The organism is Propioniciclava sp., assembly GCF_029977985.1.
Lineage (GTDB): Bacteria > Actinomycetota > Actinomycetes > Propionibacteriales > Propionibacteriaceae > Propioniciclava.
The window spans coordinates 17,174-34,620 of record NZ_JARKOT010000059.1 but is presented as its reverse complement, the minus strand read 5'-3'; the positions used below and the strand labels follow the sequence as shown (position 1 = coordinate 34,620).

The window sequence follows — 17,447 nt, the reverse complement described above, 5'->3', positions numbered from 1 at the left end:
GGCGGCCGAGGAGGCGGCGTCCGCGGCTGCCGAGCGGCTGGGCGCGGCCGAAGCCGAGGTGACCGAGGCCGAACGGCACCTCCGGCTGGCCACCACCCGCCGGGACAAGGCGGGCAAGGCATCCGGGAAGGCCGCCGCCGCCCTCGAGGCAGCGCGGGAGGAGTTGGAGCGGGCCGACGCAGCGCTGCACGGCTGAGCAGAGCGAGCCACTGACGAGATGTCGGGCCGGGCAAGCAGGCCGGGACCCCTCAGGCCGCGGTGAGCGGCACCCGGCCGGCGGCGGCGGCGTCCCGGAGGGCCCGATGATCGGCGACGACGACACCGGCGTAGTGCTGGGCGAAATGAGCCAGCGCGACGTCGAGGCGCTTGCCGGCGGAGGCACCGAGTTCCGCGATGCGTTCCCACCCGGGCGAGCGGGAGTGGGCGCGGGCGAGGAGGGCGGCGCAGACGCGAGCGGCCGCGGTGAGGCCGTCGACGTCGAGCCGGGCGAGATCGACGGCGCCGCGGGTGTCGCGGAAGTGCCGCCAGTAGTAGTCGACGGTGCTCCCCTTGCCGAGATCGCGGGCGCGACCGGTGGTCCAGCCGAGGAACGGATCGGGGTAGGCCTGCAGGACCCGCTGGGCGACGATGACGCGCTGGGCGTCGGAGGTGTCGGGGCCAAGCCCGAGGGCCGGGTTGTGCTGGTCGATGCCGCCATGGGTGGCCAGGATCGTGGGGGTGGCCTCCTTGACCTGGAGGAACAGTGGATCGCCGGCGGCATCGACGGCGAGGACGATGTAGCAGCGGGTGCCGACCGAGCGGACGCCGACGACGCGCAGCACATGGTCGACGACTTCGTAGGCGCTCAGCAGGTAGCGGACCTCCTCGGTCGCGGCGGCGAGGCGATAGGAGTCGAAGAGCTGGCGGACGTCCTTGCTGCGCAGGTGATCGGTGTGCCGGGTGAGGGGCGGCTGGTCGATGATGCGATGCTCGCCGTTCGTGCCGGCGACGACCAGACGGTCGAGGGTGCGGGAGCTCGGGGCGGTCTGGTTGCGTTCGGCGGGGCGGATGAGCCGGCGGCGCTCGTCGCGGATGGAGGCGAGGCGCCGCAGGTCGCTCGGGGTGATGCGGGTGGTGAAGCGGTCGGCGGTGGTCGTCTCGGCGAGGCGTCGAATGGCCTTGCGGTAGGCGCGCGCGACGCGCCGCGCGGCGTCGGTGGCGACGGCGTCCGAGTGGGAGCGCTCGTGCGCGGCCAGGTGGACGGAAGTGACGAGCCGCTTGACGTCCCACTCCCACGGGGCGACGCCGCCCTCGTCGAAGTCGTTGAGATCGAAGCGCAGCGAGCGTTCGGTGGCGCCGTGGAAGCCGAAGTTGGAGACATGGGCATCGCCGCAGCACAGGACGTGGACGCCCGACGTGGGCGCGCGTCCGAGGTCGTGCGCCATGATCGCCGCCGCCCCACGGCCGAAGGCGAACGGAGACTCGACCATGCGCGCCGTCCTGAGGGCGACGAGATCGGCGAGGCGGTGCCGGTTCTGCTCCTCCAGGATCGCCACCGGATCCCGCCGCGGCGGCGCCATCTCGCCCAGGTGGCGAAGGAGGGCGGTGGCGCTCATGGGGGCGAGCGTAGCCCGCGGCGGGGGCTGTCACGTTTGTGACATAGGGTTTCTTGGCACGTGACACGAATCGCTCTGTCAGAAAAGCTAGGCCAGCACAGCCAGGCCCCCACACCACAGCAGGAGGCACCGTGCACCTCGACCCCCTCGCCGAACCCGGACGCCGCCAGCCCGTCCTCGCCCGCAACGGCGCCGTCGCGACGAGCCAGCCGCTCGCCGCGCAGGCGGGACTGGCCATCCTCCGCGCCGGCGGCAACGCCGTGGACGCCGCCGTCGCGACCGCTGCGGCGCTCACCGTCGTGGAACCCTGCAGCAACGGGCTCGGCTCGGACGCCTTCGCCCTCGTCTGGGACGGCGGCCGGCTCCACGGGCTCAACGGCTCCGGACGCCCGCCCGCCCGCCTGACCGCCGCCGCGCTGCGCGACCTCGGCCTCGTCGCCGTGCCCGACGTCGGCTGGGCCTCGGTCACCGTGCCGGGCGCAGTCCGCGCGTGGGCCGACCTCCACGCCCGCTTCGGACGCCTGCCGTTCGCCGAGCTCCTCGCCCCTGCGATCGCTCTGGCCCGCGAGGGTTTCCCGGTCTCCCCCGTGGTCGCCTGGGGCTGGACGCGCGGCGTCCGGGCCGGCGCCGACCGCCTCGCCCGCGAGACCGACGCGTCGGCGTCCGGGTTCCTGCCGCACTTCGCGCCGGGCGGGCGCGCGCCTCGCGTCGGGGAGACCTGGCGCTCGGACGCCCTCGCCGCCACCCTGGGTGCCCTCGCCGCGAGCGGCGGCGACGCGTTCTACACCGGCGACCTGGCGGCGCGCATCGTGGCGTTCGCCGCCGCCACCGGCGGGCACCTCGCTGCGGCCGACTTGGCCGGGCACCGCTCGGAGTGGGTCGAGCCCCTCGCCGCGCCCTACCGCGACCACGAGGTCTGGGAGATCCCGCCGAACGGGCAGGGCATCGCCGCGCTCCTTGCGCTGCGGATCCTCGACGGCTTCGACCCGGCCGACGTGGCGGGCTTCGGCCGCGCCGGCGGCCCCGTGTCCCCGGACGCCGCGCCCACCCCCACCGCCTGGCACCGGCAGGTCGAGGCGGTGAAGCTCGCCCTCGCCGATGCCCACGCGCTCGTCGGCGACCCAGCCGTCGTCGACGTGCCCGTCGCGGCCTTGCTCAGCGACGCCCACGCGGCGCGTCGGCGCGGCCTCATCGGGACGCGGGCCGTGCCGCCGTCCCCGGTGGACCCGCGGGCGTCCGACACCGTCTACCTGTGCACCGCCGACGGCGAGGGCCAACTGGTGAGCTTCATCCAGTCGAACTTCGCCGGGTTCGGGTCGCAGATCGTCGTGCCGGGCACGGGCATCGCGTTGCAGAACCGCGGCGCCGGCTTCTCGCTGGAGCCCGGGCACCCGAACGAGCTCGCGCCGGGCAAGCGGCCGTTCCACACGATCATTCCCGGCTTCCTGACCCGCGGGGGGCACCCGGTGGGGCCGTTCGGCGTGATGGGCGGGCACATGCAGGCGCAGGGCCACGTGCAGGTGGTGGTCGACACCGTCGACCTCGGCGACGACCCGCAGACCGCCCTCGGCCGGCCACGGTGGTTCTGGGACGCCGCGAGCGAGCGGGTGCTCGTGGAGGCCACCGCCGGCGGCACGGTGGTGGACGCCCTGCGGGACCGCGGGCACGACGTCGCCGTCGCGCCGCACGCGGCCGTCTTCGGACGCGGCCAGGCCATCTGGCGCCTCGAGGGCGGGACCCTGGTCGCCGGTTCGGAGCCGCGTGCGGACGGCGTGGCCGCGGGTTGGTGAGCGGCCGATGGGGATCGTCGTGTGCACGTTTGTGACCTACCTTTTTCGACATAGGGATTCGTGGCACGTGCCCACAAACCCAATGTCGAAAACGCGACCCTGCCATCAAGGAGGACCCCATGGACACCACGGACCCCATCGTCTCGACCACCGGGGGCGACGTGCGGGGCCTGTGGCGCGGGGGCTCGGCGGCCTTCTACGGCATTGGCTACGCGGAACCGCCCGTCGGCGCGCTGCGCTTCGCCGCCCCCGTGCGCCGCGGCGCATGGGAGGGCACCCGGGACGCCACCCACCCCGGCCCGACGCCGCAGCGCCGGCCTTTCGGTGAGGTCACGGCCATCCCCGAGCCGTCCTACCCCGGAGACGACATCCTCAACCTCAACGTCTTCACCCCCGCCCCCGGCGACCCAGACGCCGCCCTCCCCGTCCTCGTCTGGATCCACGGCGGCGGGTTCAAGGCCGGCTCGCCCAGCAGCCCCTGGTACGACGGCGCCGCCTTCAACCGCGACGGCGTCGTCACGGTGACAATCAGCTACCGGCTCGGCTTCGACGGCTTCGGCTGGATCCCGGACGCCCCCCACAACCGTGGCCTCCGCGACCAGATCGCGGCCCTCACGTGGGTCCGCGAGAACATCGCGGCGTTCGGCGGCGATCCGAGGCGCGTCACCATCGCCGGCCAGTCCGCAGGCGGCGGCGCCGTGTGGGCGCTGCTCGCTTCACCGCTGGCCGGGGGCCTGTTCTCGGCCGCCATCGTCCAGTCGGGCGGGCTCGACGTCGCCCCCCGGGCCACCGCCGAGGCCGCCAGCCGGGCGCTCGCCGACCGGCTCGGCGTCCCTTGGACGCGGGACGCCCTCGCCGCGGTCGACGAGGACGCCGTGCTCGACGCCACCGACGCCCTGACCACCCCGCCTCCCACCGATACCCTCGACGCCGCCCTCGCCGGCCTCCTCGGCGACGGTCTCCGCGGCGGGCTCGCGTTCCGCCCGGCCATCGACGGCGAGGTGCTCACCACCGCCATCCCGGACGCCCTGGCCGCCGGCGTCGGTGCCGACCTGCCCCTCCTCATGGGTGCCACTGCCCACGAGTTCACCGGGATGGGGGCGCTGTTCGCGCCGCTCGTCGCCGACGGCTCCTTGGCTGAGGCGCTCGCCCGGACGCCGCTGGCGCCTGTCGCTGCCGACTACCTCGCTACGTACGGGGCACTGCCGGGAGGGGCGGCCTCCGTCATGGGCCAACTCGTGACCGACCTCACCTTCCGCACGGACATGGTGCAGTGGGCCGACCTGCGCGGCTCCGGCCCCACGTGGCTCTACGACTTCCGCCTGGTGCACCCCGGCACGGGGCTCGCGAGCCATTGCGCCGAACTTCCCTTCGTGTTCGACTGCCTGGGCGCCGACCGCGTCACGAGTTCCAGCCACCCCGAGCCGCCCCAGGCGCTGGCCGACGCGATGCACGGCGCGTGGGTGCAGTTCGTCACCGAGCATCGGGTCGGCTGGCCCACCTGGCACCCCGACCGCACGGCGATGGTGTTCGACACCATCTCGCACGCCGAACCCGACCCCTACGCGCTGGAGCGGCGGGTGGCGGCGTCCGTCTAGGCTGTGAGCCCACGCTCGCGCCACCGGAGGACGCCATGACCGATCAAGTTCCCGACGCCGACATCTGGGCGACCATTCGCGAGGAAGCCGCGCGCGACGCGGCCCGCGAACCCTGCCTGGGCGGGTTCCTGCACGAGGCGATCCTGCGGCACGGCTCGCTCATGGACGCCCTCGGCTCGCTGCTCGCGCACAAGCTGTCCGCCGCGAACATGTCGGCGCTGACGTTGCTCGATCTCGCCTACCAGGCCTTCGCGCGGGACCCCTACATCGAGGAGTCGGTGATCGCCGACCTCCAGGCCGTGCTGAGCCGCGACCCGGCGACGCGCGGGTATTCGCAGCCGCTTCTCTACTTCAAAGGCTTTCACGCGGTGCAGTCGTTCCGGATCGCCCACCACTTCTGGGTCGACCATCGGCCGGCGCTCGCGCTGTTCCTGCAGAGCCGCATCTCCGAGGTGTTCGCCGTCGACATCCACCCCGGCGCGCGCATCGGCCGTGGAGTGATGTTCGACCATGCGACGAGCGTGGTCATCGGCGAGACCGCCGTCATCGAGGACAACTTCTCGATGCTCCACGAGGTCACCCTCGGCGGCACGGGCAAGTCGGGCGGCGACCGTCACCCGAAGGTCGGCCGCGGCGTCATGATCGGCGCCGGCGCGAAGGTGCTGGGCAACATCACGGTCGGCGAGGGGGCGAAGATCGGCGCCGGCAGCGTCGTGCTCGAGGACGTGCCGCCCCACTCCACCGTCGCGGGCGTGCCGGCGAAGCTGGTGTCGTTCCCCAAGGAGTCCTTCCCCGCCCTGGAGATGGACCAGAGCTTCGACTGCGCGGGCTGAGCGGCGCGGTCAGGGCTCGACCAGGTGCGTGTCCAGCGCTTGCGTGAGCAGGGCGACCACGCCCAGCTGCTCGCGTGTCGGCCGGCTGACGTGGGTGGCGCAGGAGATGCGCAAGTGGGCGACGGTCCGGTCGCCGCGGCGGATCGGGACGGCCAGATAGCGGTCCGTCGGCAGCCCGGACGCCGCCGGATCCCATTGGTGGGCACCCACCCGCAGCAGCCCGTCGCCGGTGACGACGGCGGCGTCCGAGGACGGTGGCCCGGCGACCAGGGTGACCTCGTCGGCGTCCAACTGCCGAGCGACCAGCGACGTGACGCGGTCGCGGAGGTCGTCCCAGCTGTCGTCGGCGTCGTGGACAGCGGACAGGTCGCGCAGGTAGGTGCCACGCTCGCCGGCGAGCCGACGCATGTGACGTCCGGCCACGATGACCTCGGTCACGATGGCGCCGACCGCGAGGAGAGCAAGGTCGAACTCGATGTCGCGCGGGGCGTCCACGGCGAGACTGTGGTGCGGCACGACCAGGAAGAAGTCGTACGCCGCCGCACCGGCCACGGCGGCCAGCCAGCCGGCTTGACGGTCGCCGAAGACGGCGGCCGCCACGACGACCGCGACGAGGACGACGCCCACCGTGGCGGGCTGGAAGGGCATCACCACGCTCGCCAGGAAGGTAAGGGCCACGGGCACCGCGACGGCGAGGAGGCGCACCCGGACGGACGGGTGGCTCGGACCGGTCATGACACCACGCCATGCCGTCCGGCCCGAGCGCAGGCGTGGACGCGCACGGTGACACGAGGCGTCCACGCGAAGCGGCTGAGTGGGCTCATCCCTGCGGCGCCTGCCCGAGCATGACCTGCGCGCTCTGGACCGCACCGCCACGCACGTAGGAGACCATCACGTCCTGGCCCACGGGCAGCTCGCGGACGCGGCCGACGAGGGACTCCGTGCCCGTGACGGTCTGCCCGTCGATGGCCGTCACGACATCACCGGCCTGCAGGACGGACGCCGCCGGCCCACCCGCGACGACCTGCGTGATGCCCGCGCCGGTCTTGGTGGCGCCGTCGGCGTCCACCGTGGCGTCGGCACTGCTCACGCCCAGGAAGGCATGGTGCGCCACACCGGAGCTGATGAGCTGCGGGACGATCAGGTCGACCTCGTTGGTCGGGATCGCGAAGCCGATGCCGATGCTGCCCGCCTGACTGCCGCTGGACTGGCTCAGGCTCGCGATCGAGGAGTTGATGCCGACCAGCGTGCCCGCGGCGTCGACCAGCGCGCCGCCCGAGTTGCCGGGGTTGACGGCGGCGCTCGTCTGGATCGCGTCGGTGACGACCGGCTGGCCGCTCGTGCCGGACTGGGCCGAGGTGGCCACCGGGCGGTCGACCGCGCTCACGATGCCGGACGTGACCGTCCCCGACAGACCCAGGGGGTTGCCGACAGCGAGCACGTCGTCGCCCACGGCGACCTGCGTCCGGGTGTGGTCGATGGGAGTCAGGTCGGCGGGAGGATCGGTGATCTGGAGCACGGCCAGATCGGTCGTCGGGTCGGTGCCCACGATCGTCGCGTCGTACACGTGCTGGTTCGACAGCGTGACGCGGATGCGCCCACCCGTCGACGCCGCCGACACCACGTGGTCGTTGGTCACGACGTGACCGTCGGCGTCCCAGATGACGCCGGAGCCGGCGTCGCCGCCTTGGGTGGTCGTGACGGTGATCGCCACGACGCTCGGCGTCACCTTGTTCGCGACGTCTGCCCAGCCCGTGAGCGCCGCGTTCGCGGGGGCACTCGCGACCGGCGTCGGGACGACAACCGGCGTCGGCGTCATCAATGAGGTGGCGCCGAGGGTCAGCGCGCTGCCGGCGAGGCCGGCCGCGAGCCCCACGAGCGCCAGCTTCCCCCACCCCTGTCGTCGTGCAGGAGGCTCGGGCTGAGGAGGCACGGGGCCGGGGGCGAAGGCGGTGGACGGGTAGGTCGGCCACGGGGTCTGGGTGGTCATGGGGTTCCTCCTCTGGATCGCTGTCGAGCACCACCCTGCGCCGGGGTCGCTGAGAGAACGGGAAGGACGGCACGCGGGCTCAGCGCCCTCTCAGGACGCCGCCGGCGTAGATTCCCCCATGACGATGGCCCAGCTCGTGCTGGAGAGCGGCCGCCTGCGGCGCCTCGCCGGCCACGACGTCACGGAGGAGGTGGCTCGATGAGGGTGCTGGTGGTGGAGGACGACGCGGCGATCGCCGAGGTCGTTCGCCGAGGGTTGTCGGCTGAGGGACACGTGGTCGATGTCGAGCGGGACGGTCCGGGTGGTCTGTTCGCAGCACTCGAGCACCACTACGACGTCGTGGTGCTCGACATCATGCTGCCCCGGCTCAACGGCTACGACGTGCTCAAACACCTGCGGGCGCGCGAGGTGTGGACGCCGGTGCTGATGCTCACCGCGAAGGACGGGGAGTACGACCAGGAGGACGCCCTCGACCTCGGCGCCGACGACTACCTCACCAAACCGTTCAGCCTTGTCGTGCTGCGCGCGCGGCTGCGCGCGCTGGCGCGGCGGGGCACCCGTGCGCGCCCGGTGACGCTGACTGCGTCCGGCATCGAGCTCGACCCGGCCGCCCACACGGCGACCCGCGACGGAACCACGCTCACCCTCACCCCCCGGGAGTTCAGCCTGCTGGAATACCTGCTGCGCAACGCGGGGGTGGCCGTGACGAAGACCCAGATCCTGGAGAACGTGTGGGATTCCGCCTACGGCGGCGACCCGAACATCGTGGAGGTCTACATCGGCTACCTGCGCCGCAAGGTGGATGCGCCGTTCGGTGCGGCGTCCATTGAGACGGTGCGCGGGGTGGGGTACCGCTTGCGCGACGACGCCCCGCGGGCGACGTAGGGTTCCCCGTCAGGACGGGCCTCCCGCGGGCAGGTCGACGATGAAGCGGGCACCGCCGAGCGTGGGCGACGCGTCCACGGTCACGGTGCCGCCGTGCGCGTGGACCGTCTCGGCGACGATGGCGAGCCCGAGACCGGAGCCCCCGGCGTCGCGTGAGCGGGACTCGTCGAGCCGGACGAACCGCTCGAACACCCGGGTCCGCTCCTCGGGAGGGACGCCGGTTCCGTCGTCCTCGACGGTCAGCCGGGCCGTGGTGCCCGAGAACCGCACCCCGACCGCCACGGTCGTCCGGGCATGCCGCACGGCGTTGTCGGCGAGGTTCCGGACCACCTGTGCCAGCGCACCGGCGTCGCCCAGCACGCGCACCGGGTGCACCTCGGCGCGGATCGTGAGCCCCGAGGTGGCGCGCAGTCGCGTCACCTCGGCCAGCGCCAGATCGTCGAGGTCCACATCGCTCACCGGCAGGAGGGCGCCGGCCGCATCGGCACGCGCCAACCGCAACAGACCGCTCACCAGCCCCTGCAGCCGATCGGTCTCCTCGCGGGCGAGCGGCACCAGGGCCGCCAGGCTTCCCGACTGCGCTGCAGGGTCATCGGCCATCAGTTCGAGCGCGCCGCTCAGCGCCGTGATCGGCGACCGGAGTTCGTGGCTCGCATCGGCAACGAACCGGGTCTGGACGTCCCGGGCCTCCTCGAGGCGCGCCAGCATGCCGTTCATCGTGGTGGCGAGGGCGGCGATCTCGTCACCCGAGGCAGGCACCGGCACCCGCTCGGAGAGGTTGGTCGCCGTGACCGCTTCCACCCGAGCGCGGATGTCCTCGACCGGACGCAGCGCCCGAACCACGACCCACCAGGACAGCCCCGCGACGAGCGCCACCAGCGCCGGAACGGCAGCCAGCAGAACGCCCGCCGTCAGAGAAACCGTGTCGTGGATCCGGTCCAGGGGCGTCCCGACGAGCACGGTGTAGGTCGCGTCGTCGTAGTCAACCCCCGCGACCGCCACGAGCATCGGCTGATCGGTGTCGAACGGCACCCACCAGGCATCCACGCCCTGGCTGACCAGCAGGCCCGCCTCCGGCCGAAGCAGGGACAGGGGTTGCGTCTGGCCGGAGGTGGTCAGCATCACGTTGCCGTCGGGGTCGAGCAACTGCACGTCGAACGCCGCCGCGAAGCCGACCGACCGGGCGGCTGCCGGACCGTGGGCGGCGACGGCGTCCGCGATGATGCCCGTCTCCGACACCACCGACGACGTGAGCTGACCCACCAACACGCGGTAGAGGAGCGTCGCGAAGACGAGGACGCCGGCCACCAACGCCACCGCGACGAGGGCACCGGTGAGCACGGTGACCTGTCGGCGAAGCCCGTGCCGGGCCGGCGAATCGCGCAGCTGCATGACTGCATGATGCCCCCTCGCCGACTACGGTGCCTCTCATGAGCGATGTGTCCGCTGAGCACCCCACCACCCCACCCGAACCGGCCACACCCGACACGAAGGACTGGACGTGGGTCCTCGAGCGCCCCTGCCCCGAGTGCGGCTTCGAAGCCGGCTCCCTGCAGCCGGAGCAGATCCCGCGGTCCATCGCGGAGGCGGCCGCCGCGTTCACGAGCGCCGTCGAGCGCCCGGACGCCGGCCACCGGCCCGAGCCGCACACGTGGTCGGTGATCGAGTACGGCCAGCACGTCGCCGACGTCATGGAGGTGATGAGCGACAGGCTGAAGCTCATCCTCGAGTCGGGCGGACGCGGGGCCCAGTTCCCCGACTGGGACCAGGACGCCGCCGCCACCGAGAAGGAGTACTGGCAGGCGAACAGCCACGTCACCGCGATCCTCGTCAAGGAGCGCGCGGCAGCCGCCCAGGAGATGTGGGCGTCCCCGACGCCCGAGCAGTGGGACTGGCGGGGCGTCCGGTCGAACGGATCGGAGTTCACGGCCCGCACGCTGGGGCAGTACTTCATCCACGACCTGGTCCACCACGTCCACGACATCGGGGGCACGGCGTGAAGCTCGATCTGACGGCCGAGCAGATTACCGCGTCCAACACCGGCTTCAGGGTGCCGGAGGACGCGGTTCTCGCCCTCGGCGGCGGCAAGCGGCCGAAGGTGGTGGTCCGGGTGGGCGACGGCACCCTGCGCACCTCGATCGCGCCCATGGGCGGCAGCTACCTCATCGGCCTCTCCAAGGCCAACCGGGCCCTCACCGGCGTCGAGGCCGGCCGCACCTACACCCTCGACATCACGCTCGACACGGCCGAGCGCACCGTCGACCTGCCGACGGAACTCGCGGAAGCGTTCGGGGCGGACGCCGCGCTGCGCGCCACGTGGGACGCGTGGAGCCACACCCGGCGTCGCGAGGCCGCCGAGGCGATAGCGGACGCCAAGAAGCCTGAAACCCGCGCCCGCCGCGTGGCGGCCACGCTCGCCACGCTCCGCGCCTGAGCGCCTACTCCTGCACGAGGATCACGTGGAGCGTCCGCGGGCCGTGGACGCCCTCGACGCGCTGCAGCTCGATGTCGCTCGTGGCGCTGGGGCCGCTGATCCAGGTCAGGGGCGCACCGGACGCCACGGCGTCCGCCAGGCGCACGATCGCCTCGGGGACGCCGCCCACCACCTGGTCGGCGCGGACGACGCACACGTGCACGTCGGGCACGAGCGACAGGGCGCGCCGGCCCTGGTCGGGGCCGTGGTCGAGCACGATCGTGCCCGTCTCGGCGATGCCCACCGCCGCCCCCGTGACGACCGCACCGGTGGCGTCCAGTTCCCGGCGCGACAGGGCCGGCTCGTCGGCCCGGAGCTCCAGTCCGGCCGCGCCGACGGCGTCCCGCCACGCGTCGGGCACCCCGGAGGGCAGGACGACCGACCCGACGCCGCCGAGGGCCGCCGCGATGCGGCCGGCGACCTCGCCGGGGCCGCAGCGCTCGACGACGGCGCGGTAGTCCTCGACCCGCTCGACGAACAGGTCGAGCAGGTCGAAGCCCGTCTCGGGGATCGTCGGCGCCCCGTAGCCCCAGCTCAGCGGCACGTCGGCCTCGGGGGTCGAGCGCGGCACGTCGGCCAGCGCGGTCCGCACGCGGCCGAGGATGGCCTCGCGGCTGCTCATCGTTGTTCTCCCTTGTCGTTGCTGTGGTTCCCGCGTTCGGCCTTCCACCAGTCCCGGAAGGTCTGGGTGGGGGGCACGGGCAGGTCGCGGGCGTTCGTCCAGGCGCCCGGCGGGCCGGGCAGGGGCACGACGCCCAGGTGGTCTCCGGGCAGGATACGCCCCGCCAGCTCGGACCCCTTCAACGCGAGCCCGAGGCGTCCGCCGTTGCCCATCATCCAGCCGCCGACCTTCATGGCGATGCCCCAGCCGGTGGGTCGCTTCTCGGTCTCGACGACCTTGTTGCGCAGGTGCACGAGCACCTCGGGGATGTTGATGCGCACCGGGCAGACCTCGTAGCACGCCCCGCACAGGCTGGACGCGTAGGGCAGCGACCGGTCGATCGGGCTGTCGAGGCCGCGCAGCATGGGCGTGAGGATGGCCCCGATGGGTCCCGGGTAGACCGAACCGTACGCGTGCCCGCCCGCCCGCTCGTAGACCGGACAGATGTTGAGGCACGCCGAGCATCGGATGCAGCGCAGCGCCTGCCGGCCGACCTCGTCGGCGAGCACCTTCGTGCGGCCGTTGTCGACGAGGACGACGTGCACGTCCTGCGGGCCGTCACCCGGGCGGACCCCGGTCCACGTCGACGTGTAGGGGTTCATGCGCTCGGCCGTCGACGAGCGCGGCAACAACTGCAGGAACACCTCCAGGTCGGCGAACGTCGGCACGACCTTCTCGATGCCCACCACCGAGATCAGCGTCTCGGGCAGCGTCAGACACATGCGGCCGTTGCCTTCGGATTCGACCACGACGAGCGTGCCCGACTCGGCGACGGCGAAGTTCGCCCCCGACACGGCCACCTTGGCCCGCAGGAACTTCTCGCGCAGGTGCAGCCGGGCGGCCTCGGCGAGCCGGGCGGGGTCGTCGGTGAGATCGTCGGGCGCGGGGGCGCCGTAGCGGCCCATCTCCTCCAGGAAGATCTCGCGCACCTCCGACCGGTTCCGGTGGATGGCCGGCACGAGGATGTGACTCGGCCGGTCGTGACCCAACTGCACGATGAGTTCGGCGAGGTCGGTCTCCCAGGCGGCGATGCCCGCCTCTTCCAGGGCCTCATTGAGTTCGAGCTCCTGGGTGGCCATCGACTTCACCTTGACGACCTCGTCGGCCCCGGCCGCGCGGGTGAGCTGGATGACGATGCGGTTCGCCTCATCGGCGTCGTTCGCCCAGTGGACGGTCGCGCCCGCCCGCGTCAGCGACTCCTCCAACTGGACGAGGTAGTGGTCGAGGTGGCGCAGCGTCCGGTCCTTGATGGCCTGGCCGGCCAGCCGCAGGTCCTCCCAGTTGGGCACCTCGGCCACCACGTGCTCGCGCTTCTCCCGGATCGCCGTGGTCGCGTGCCGCAGGTTCCGCCGCAGTTGGGCGTCCGCTACCGACTTCTTGGCCGCCTTGGGGAACTTCGGCATGCCGATGAACGTGGCCGGCGGCGGCGCGGGCGTCCGACGCTCGGTGGTGACGGCGACGGGCGAACCCTCGGGCAGGTCGGAGCCGGAACGCTTGGTCTCGGTCATGCTGCACCCCCGGACGCCGCCGGTGCGGTCTCCAGCGCGGCGTCCTCGGTGTGGGCGAGGACCTCCGCGAGATGGATGGGGGTCACGCCCACCCGCATGCGGGACAGCAGGCCGCCGATGTGGAGCAGGCAGCTGTTGTCGCCCGCGACGACGTACTCGGCGCGGGTGTCGAGGATGGCGCGCACCTTGTCGGCGCCCATGGCGACCGAGACGTCGGGGTTCTTCACCGCGAAGGTGCCGCCGAAGCCGCAGCACTCGCGGTTCCCGGGCAGGTCGACCAGCGTGAGCCCCTTCACCGCCTGCAGCAGGCGGTAGGGCCGGTCGCCGACCTTCGTGACCCGCAGCGAGTGGCAGGTCGAGTGATACGTGACGGTGTGGGGGAAGTAGGCGCCCACGTCGGTGACCCCGAGCACGTCGACGAGGAACTCGCTCAGGTCGAGCGTCTTGGCCACGACCTTGGCGACGCCGTCGCGCAGGGCCGCGTCGCCGCGCTCGTGGGCGAGCAGCGGGTGCTGGTCGCGCACCGACCCCACGCACGACCCCGACGGGCCCACCACGTAGTCGTAGTCGGCGAACGTGTCGACGAAGTTGCGCACCGACCCCATCGCCTCGGCGTAGTAGCCGGTGTTCGTGAACGGCTGGCCGCAACAGCTCTGCTGCAGCGGGAACTCCACCGTGCACCCCAGCCGCTCGAGCAGCCGCAGCGTCGCCTTGGGCGTCTCGGGGAACATCGTGTCGTTGACGCATGTGGCGAACAGCGCCACCGTCGGGCCTGCCATGGGGGCTCCCTCCTCGCGCCACTCGTCCGCGGCCCGCCACCGGGGTCGAGTGCGTACCCGCCGAGCGTATTGCGCGCCTCGCGGTGGCACCACCCCAATCGGCCGCGGCGGTTGCACCGACGGCGTCAGTCGATGCCGAGGTGGCCCAGCAGGTCGCGAACCCGTCGCTCGAGCTCGTCGCGGATCGGCCGGACGTCCGCGAGCGACTTGCCCGCCGGATCGTCCACCTCCCAGTTCTCGTAGCGCTTGCCCGGGAAAACCGGACAGGCGTCCCCGCACCCCATGGTCACGACGACATCGGCCGCCCGGACGGTCTCGTCGGTCCAGGGCTTGGGGAACTCGTTCGACAGGTCGATGCCGCGCTCGGCCATGGCCGCCACTGCCCCGGGGTTCACCTCGACGCCGGGCTCCGACCCGCCCGACCACCCGACGGCTCGATCACCCGCAAGCGCCTGGAAGAAGCCCAGGGCCATCTGCGACCGGCCCGCGTTGTGCGTGCAGAGGAAGAGGACCACAGGCAGCCCGTCATCGCGAAGCCCCTGGACCTTCGCGAGGGCTCGCAGGCGTTGGCGGGCGAACCGCTCGGCCAGGAGCGGCAGGAACTTCGTGATGGTGGACCGGCTCGAGAACTGGTCGAACGAACTCGCGAGGAAACGCTCGATGGTCTCCGCCCCGTAGATCCCCCCGAACTCGTCGGCCAGGTTCGCCGCCGCGCGCTTGAGGGCGATCCTCTCGTCCATGTGGAGGCTCTCCCAGGTTCGCCGGGAGACCATGGGCGTGTCGGTCATGGGTTCGCTCCTTCGAAACTGCCGGCCATGCGGAGGGCCCGGTCGGCGATGTCGGCGTACGCGGCGTCGAATGCGCGCTCCCCGCCCGCGCGCACGGGATCGGGGATGGACCAGTGCAGCCGGGCCGTGTCCAGTTCCTCGTGAGCCCGGTCGCAGACGGCCACGACAAGATCCTCCGGTTCCAGCACGTCGGTCACCAGCTTCGGCTGGGCACGGGTCAGGTCGAGCCCGTGGCGTCCGCCGGTGGCCACGGCGCCCGGGTGCACGCGTTCGGCCGGATGGACGCCGGCCGAAACGACGGGCACGTCGCTGACCCTGCGCCAGTAGGCCTCGGCGAGCTGCGACCGCGCCGAGTTCTGCGAGCAGACGAAGGCTACCCTCCGCGGCTTGACAGACCGGGGGACACCGAGCAGCGCGTTGCAGGCAGGCGTGCGCGACACATAGGTGCGGCGGCCGTCGCCTTCGGAGCGGTGGCGGGCGACGAGGCCCGCCGCTGCGAGGACGGCGAGATGGTGGGCGAGGAGATTGGACGGCATGTCGAGGCGGACACTCAACTCGCTGGAGGACAGGTCGCCGTGGGCGAGCGCCTCGACGATGGCGAGCCGGCTCACCTCGCCGAGGGCGGCGTAGGCCCGCGCCCGTGTCTCCCGGTCCTGCATGCGCCACTCCCTTGCCTCACCCACAGTTGAGTCAATTATGATTGAGGCATCGGAGTTGTCAAGGGCACGTTCTGAGGAGAAGCACCGTGAGCAAACCGTCCGTCCTGTTCGTCTGCATCCACAACGCCGGCCGCTCACAGATGGCGGCCGCCTACCTCACCCACCTCAGCGGCGGGGCTGTCGAGGTGCGCTCGGCCGGTTCCGCGCCCGCCGACCGGGTGAACCCCGCCGCCGTGGCCGCCATGGCCGAGGAGGGTATCGACCTGTCCGCCGAGACGCCCAAGATCCTCACCAGCGCGGCCGTCGAGGCGTCCGACGTCGTCATCACCATGGGCTGCGGCGACACCTGTCCGTTCTACCCCGGCAAGCGCTACGAGGACTGGGTTCTCGACGACCCGGCCGGGCAGGGGCTGGACGCCGTTCGTCCCATCCGCGACGAGATCAGGCGCCGCGTGCTCGACCTGCTCGACTCCCTCGGGGTCGAGCCCGTCAACGCCTGACCCAACCCGGCTTCAGACGAAGCTCATGTGGGAGGGCATGGACGAGCCGCTGCCCGAGGGCAACTGGGAACTCGTCGCCCCGAGCCCGCTGCCCTACAAGGAGTTCTCGCAGACCCCGCGCGAGGCCACCGCGGCCGACCTGGCGAGCATCAAGGGCGAGTTCGTCGCGGCCGCCGAGCGCGCACGCGACGCCGGCTTCGACGTGCTCGAACTGCACTGCCCGCACGGCTACCTGCTCAGCTCGTTCCTGTCGCCGCTCACGAACCAGCGCACCGACGAGTACGGCGGCTCCGCCGAGAACCGGTTGCGCTACCCGTTGGAGGTGTTCGACGCCCTCCGGGCGGTGTGGCCCGCCGACCGGGCCATCGGCGTCCGCATCTCGGCGGTCGACTGGGCCGAGGGCGGCAACACCGAGTCGGACGCCGTCGCGATCGCAACCGCCTTCGTCGACCACGGCGCCCAGTTCGTGCACGTCTCGTCGGGCCAGGTGGTCTCGCAGGAGAAGCCTGCGTTCGGCCGGTCGTACCAGACGCCGTTCGCCGACCGGATCCGCCAGGCACACGGCGGCCGGGCCGCCGTCATCGCCGTGGGCGCCATCTCGAGCCAGGAGGACGTCAACTCCATCCTGCTGGCCGGCCGCGCCGACCTGTGCGCGCTCGGCCGCACCCACCTCTACGACCCGCAGTGGACGCTGCACGCGGCAGCCGACCAGTGCTATGCGGGCGAAGGGGTGGCGTGGCCGAAGCCGTACGCGGCCGGGCGCCGCAAGCCGCCCAGCGCGCGCACCGACGCGATCCGGCCGCGGCTGGAACTGCTGCGCCCCGACACGGGACGCGGCCTGCCCACCCACCTGCGCTGGACCCCGGGCGTCACGATGGGGTCATGACCAACACCGAACCCCGCCCCGCGGGCGGCCTCAGCGCCACGGTGACCCGGCGCGTCGAGTGGATCGACACCGACGCGTCGGGACACCACCACAACGCCCTCGTGTGGCGCCTCGCCGAGTCGGCCGAACGGGCACTCCTCGCGCAGGCCGGCGTCCTCGAGGAGTACTTCTGGGCTGCGCCCCGGGTGCACCAGGAGGCCGACTTCACGGCCACGCTGCACTTCGACCAGGAGGTGACGTGCACGCTCACGGTCGAGAAGCTGGGCCGGGCGTCCATCACCTTCGCCTTCGAGGTGTGGGGCGAGGCTCGAGACGGCGAACCGCGGCGGCGAGCGGCGTCCGGCCGGATCGTGGCCGCGCACGTCCCCTCGGGGGCCGAACGGGCGGCACCCTGGCCGCCCACCATCGCGGCGGCCCTCGACCCCGCCCGGGAACCGAACCCCCGACCGACCCGAACTGACCTGACCCGAACTGAACCGAACTGAACCGAATCGAGGAGGAA

The 17,447-nt window shown here is 72.7% G+C and carries 19 protein-coding genes; 10 read left to right on the top strand and 9 right to left on the bottom strand.

Annotated elements, in window-relative coordinates:
• Positions 1-196, top strand: a 196-nt coding sequence (locus Q1K57_RS03745; protein ID WP_300079122.1) for a hypothetical protein, incomplete at its 5' end; no start/stop codon positions are given.
• 52 nt (positions 197-248) lie between these two features.
• Here the strand turns inward: Q1K57_RS03745 and Q1K57_RS03740 are convergent.
• Positions 249-1,595: a DUF2252 family protein gene (locus Q1K57_RS03740; RefSeq protein ID WP_300079119.1), complete on the bottom strand. Its 1,347-nt coding sequence runs from the start codon at positions 1,593-1,595 to the stop codon at positions 249-251.
• Between the two features lie 131 nt (positions 1,596-1,726).
• Between Q1K57_RS03740 and Q1K57_RS03735 the strand changes: the two genes are divergently transcribed.
• The 3 genes from Q1K57_RS03735 (at position 1,727) to cysE (ending at position 5,816) form a co-directional block, all read left to right on the top strand.
• Positions 1,727-3,385: a gamma-glutamyltransferase family protein gene (locus tag Q1K57_RS03735; RefSeq protein WP_300079117.1), complete on the top strand. Its 1,659-nt coding sequence runs from the start codon at positions 1,727-1,729 to the stop codon at positions 3,383-3,385.
• A 119-nt stretch (positions 3,386-3,504) separates the two neighbouring features.
• Positions 3,505-4,983 (top strand): carboxylesterase family protein, encoded by a 1,479-nt coding sequence (locus Q1K57_RS03730; RefSeq protein WP_300079115.1) that lies wholly within the window; start codon positions 3,505-3,507, stop codon positions 4,981-4,983.
• A gap of 35 nt (positions 4,984-5,018) precedes the next feature.
• A complete protein-coding gene (gene cysE / locus Q1K57_RS03725) occupies positions 5,019-5,816 on the top strand; it encodes a serine O-acetyltransferase (RefSeq protein WP_300079113.1) in 798 nt (265 codons plus the stop codon).
• Between the two features lie 9 nt (positions 5,817-5,825).
• On the opposite strand, the gene Q1K57_RS03720 is transcribed toward cysE, so the two are convergent.
• Positions 5,826-6,551, bottom strand: a complete 726-nt coding sequence (locus Q1K57_RS03720; RefSeq protein ID WP_300079110.1) for a DUF4118 domain-containing protein — start codon at positions 6,549-6,551, stop codon at positions 5,826-5,828.
• An 85-nt stretch (positions 6,552-6,636) separates the two neighbouring features.
• Positions 6,637-7,806: a trypsin-like peptidase domain-containing protein gene (locus tag Q1K57_RS03715; RefSeq protein ID WP_300079108.1), complete on the bottom strand. Its 1,170-nt coding sequence runs from the start codon at positions 7,804-7,806 to the stop codon at positions 6,637-6,639.
• A 198-nt stretch (positions 7,807-8,004) separates the two neighbouring features.
• Between Q1K57_RS03715 and Q1K57_RS03710 the strand changes: the two genes are divergently transcribed.
• Entirely contained in the window at positions 8,005-8,691 is a 687-nt protein-coding gene (locus Q1K57_RS03710; protein WP_300079104.1) for a response regulator transcription factor, read from the top strand.
• A gap of 9 nt (positions 8,692-8,700) precedes the next feature.
• On the opposite strand, the gene Q1K57_RS03705 is transcribed toward Q1K57_RS03710, so the two are convergent.
• A complete protein-coding gene (locus tag Q1K57_RS03705; RefSeq protein WP_300079102.1) occupies positions 8,701-10,083 on the bottom strand; it encodes a HAMP domain-containing sensor histidine kinase in 1,383 nt (460 codons plus the stop codon).
• Positions 10,084-10,121: 38 nt separating this feature from the next.
• Here Q1K57_RS03705 and Q1K57_RS03700 point away from each other — a divergent pair, with 38 nt between their 5' ends.
• On the top strand, positions 10,122-10,691 hold the full coding sequence (locus tag Q1K57_RS03700; protein WP_300079100.1) for a DinB family protein: 570 nt from the start codon (positions 10,122-10,124) through the stop codon (positions 10,689-10,691).
• Positions 10,688-11,125 carry a YdeI/OmpD-associated family protein gene (locus Q1K57_RS03695; RefSeq protein WP_300079098.1) on the top strand — a complete coding sequence of 146 codons (438 nt, stop codon included), beginning with the start codon at positions 10,688-10,690 and terminating at the stop codon, positions 11,123-11,125. The genes Q1K57_RS03700 and Q1K57_RS03695 overlap by 4 nt, the downstream gene beginning before the upstream one ends.
• Before the next feature lie 4 nt (positions 11,126-11,129).
• On the opposite strand, the gene Q1K57_RS03690 is transcribed toward Q1K57_RS03695, so the two are convergent.
• From Q1K57_RS03690 to Q1K57_RS03670, 5 genes are all read right to left on the bottom strand, one after another.
• On the bottom strand, positions 11,130-11,786 hold the full coding sequence (locus Q1K57_RS03690) for a lactate utilization protein C (RefSeq protein WP_300079096.1): 657 nt from the start codon (positions 11,784-11,786) through the stop codon (positions 11,130-11,132).
• Positions 11,783-13,228 (bottom strand): LutB/LldF family L-lactate oxidation iron-sulfur protein, encoded by a 1,446-nt coding sequence (locus tag Q1K57_RS03685; protein WP_300079124.1) that lies wholly within the window; start codon positions 13,226-13,228, stop codon positions 11,783-11,785. The genes Q1K57_RS03690 and Q1K57_RS03685 overlap by 4 nt, the downstream gene beginning before the upstream one ends.
• A 101-nt stretch (positions 13,229-13,329) precedes the next feature.
• A complete protein-coding gene (locus tag Q1K57_RS03680; protein WP_300079094.1) occupies positions 13,330-14,112 on the bottom strand; it encodes a (Fe-S)-binding protein in 783 nt (260 codons plus the stop codon).
• Between the two features lie 125 nt (positions 14,113-14,237).
• Positions 14,238-14,900: an arsenate reductase ArsC gene (locus tag Q1K57_RS03675; protein WP_300079092.1), complete on the bottom strand. Its 663-nt coding sequence runs from the start codon at positions 14,898-14,900 to the stop codon at positions 14,238-14,240.
• Positions 14,897-15,559 carry a MarR family transcriptional regulator gene (locus tag Q1K57_RS03670; protein ID WP_300079089.1) on the bottom strand — a complete coding sequence of 221 codons (663 nt, stop codon included), beginning with the start codon at positions 15,557-15,559 and terminating at the stop codon, positions 14,897-14,899. The genes Q1K57_RS03675 and Q1K57_RS03670 overlap by 4 nt, the downstream gene beginning before the upstream one ends.
• 86 nt (positions 15,560-15,645) lie before the next feature.
• Here Q1K57_RS03670 and Q1K57_RS03665 point away from each other — a divergent pair, with 86 nt between their 5' ends.
• The 3 genes from Q1K57_RS03665 to Q1K57_RS03655 are packed head-to-tail and all read left to right on the top strand — an operon-like array spanning position 15,646 to position 17,430.
• Complete coding sequence (locus tag Q1K57_RS03665; protein WP_300079087.1) at positions 15,646-16,059, top strand: arsenate reductase ArsC; 414 nt, start codon at positions 15,646-15,648, stop codon at positions 16,057-16,059.
• A gap of 25 nt (positions 16,060-16,084) precedes the next feature.
• On the top strand, positions 16,085-16,945 hold the full coding sequence (locus tag Q1K57_RS03660; RefSeq protein WP_300079084.1) for a hypothetical protein: 861 nt from the start codon (positions 16,085-16,087) through the stop codon (positions 16,943-16,945).
• The gene (locus Q1K57_RS03655; protein ID WP_300079081.1) at positions 16,942-17,430 is read left to right on the top strand and encodes a thioesterase family protein; all 489 of its coding nucleotides are present in this window, start codon (positions 16,942-16,944) and stop codon (positions 17,428-17,430) included. Before Q1K57_RS03660 ends, Q1K57_RS03655 begins: the two co-directional genes overlap by 4 nt.
• Positions 17,431-17,447: the final 17 nt, after the last annotated feature.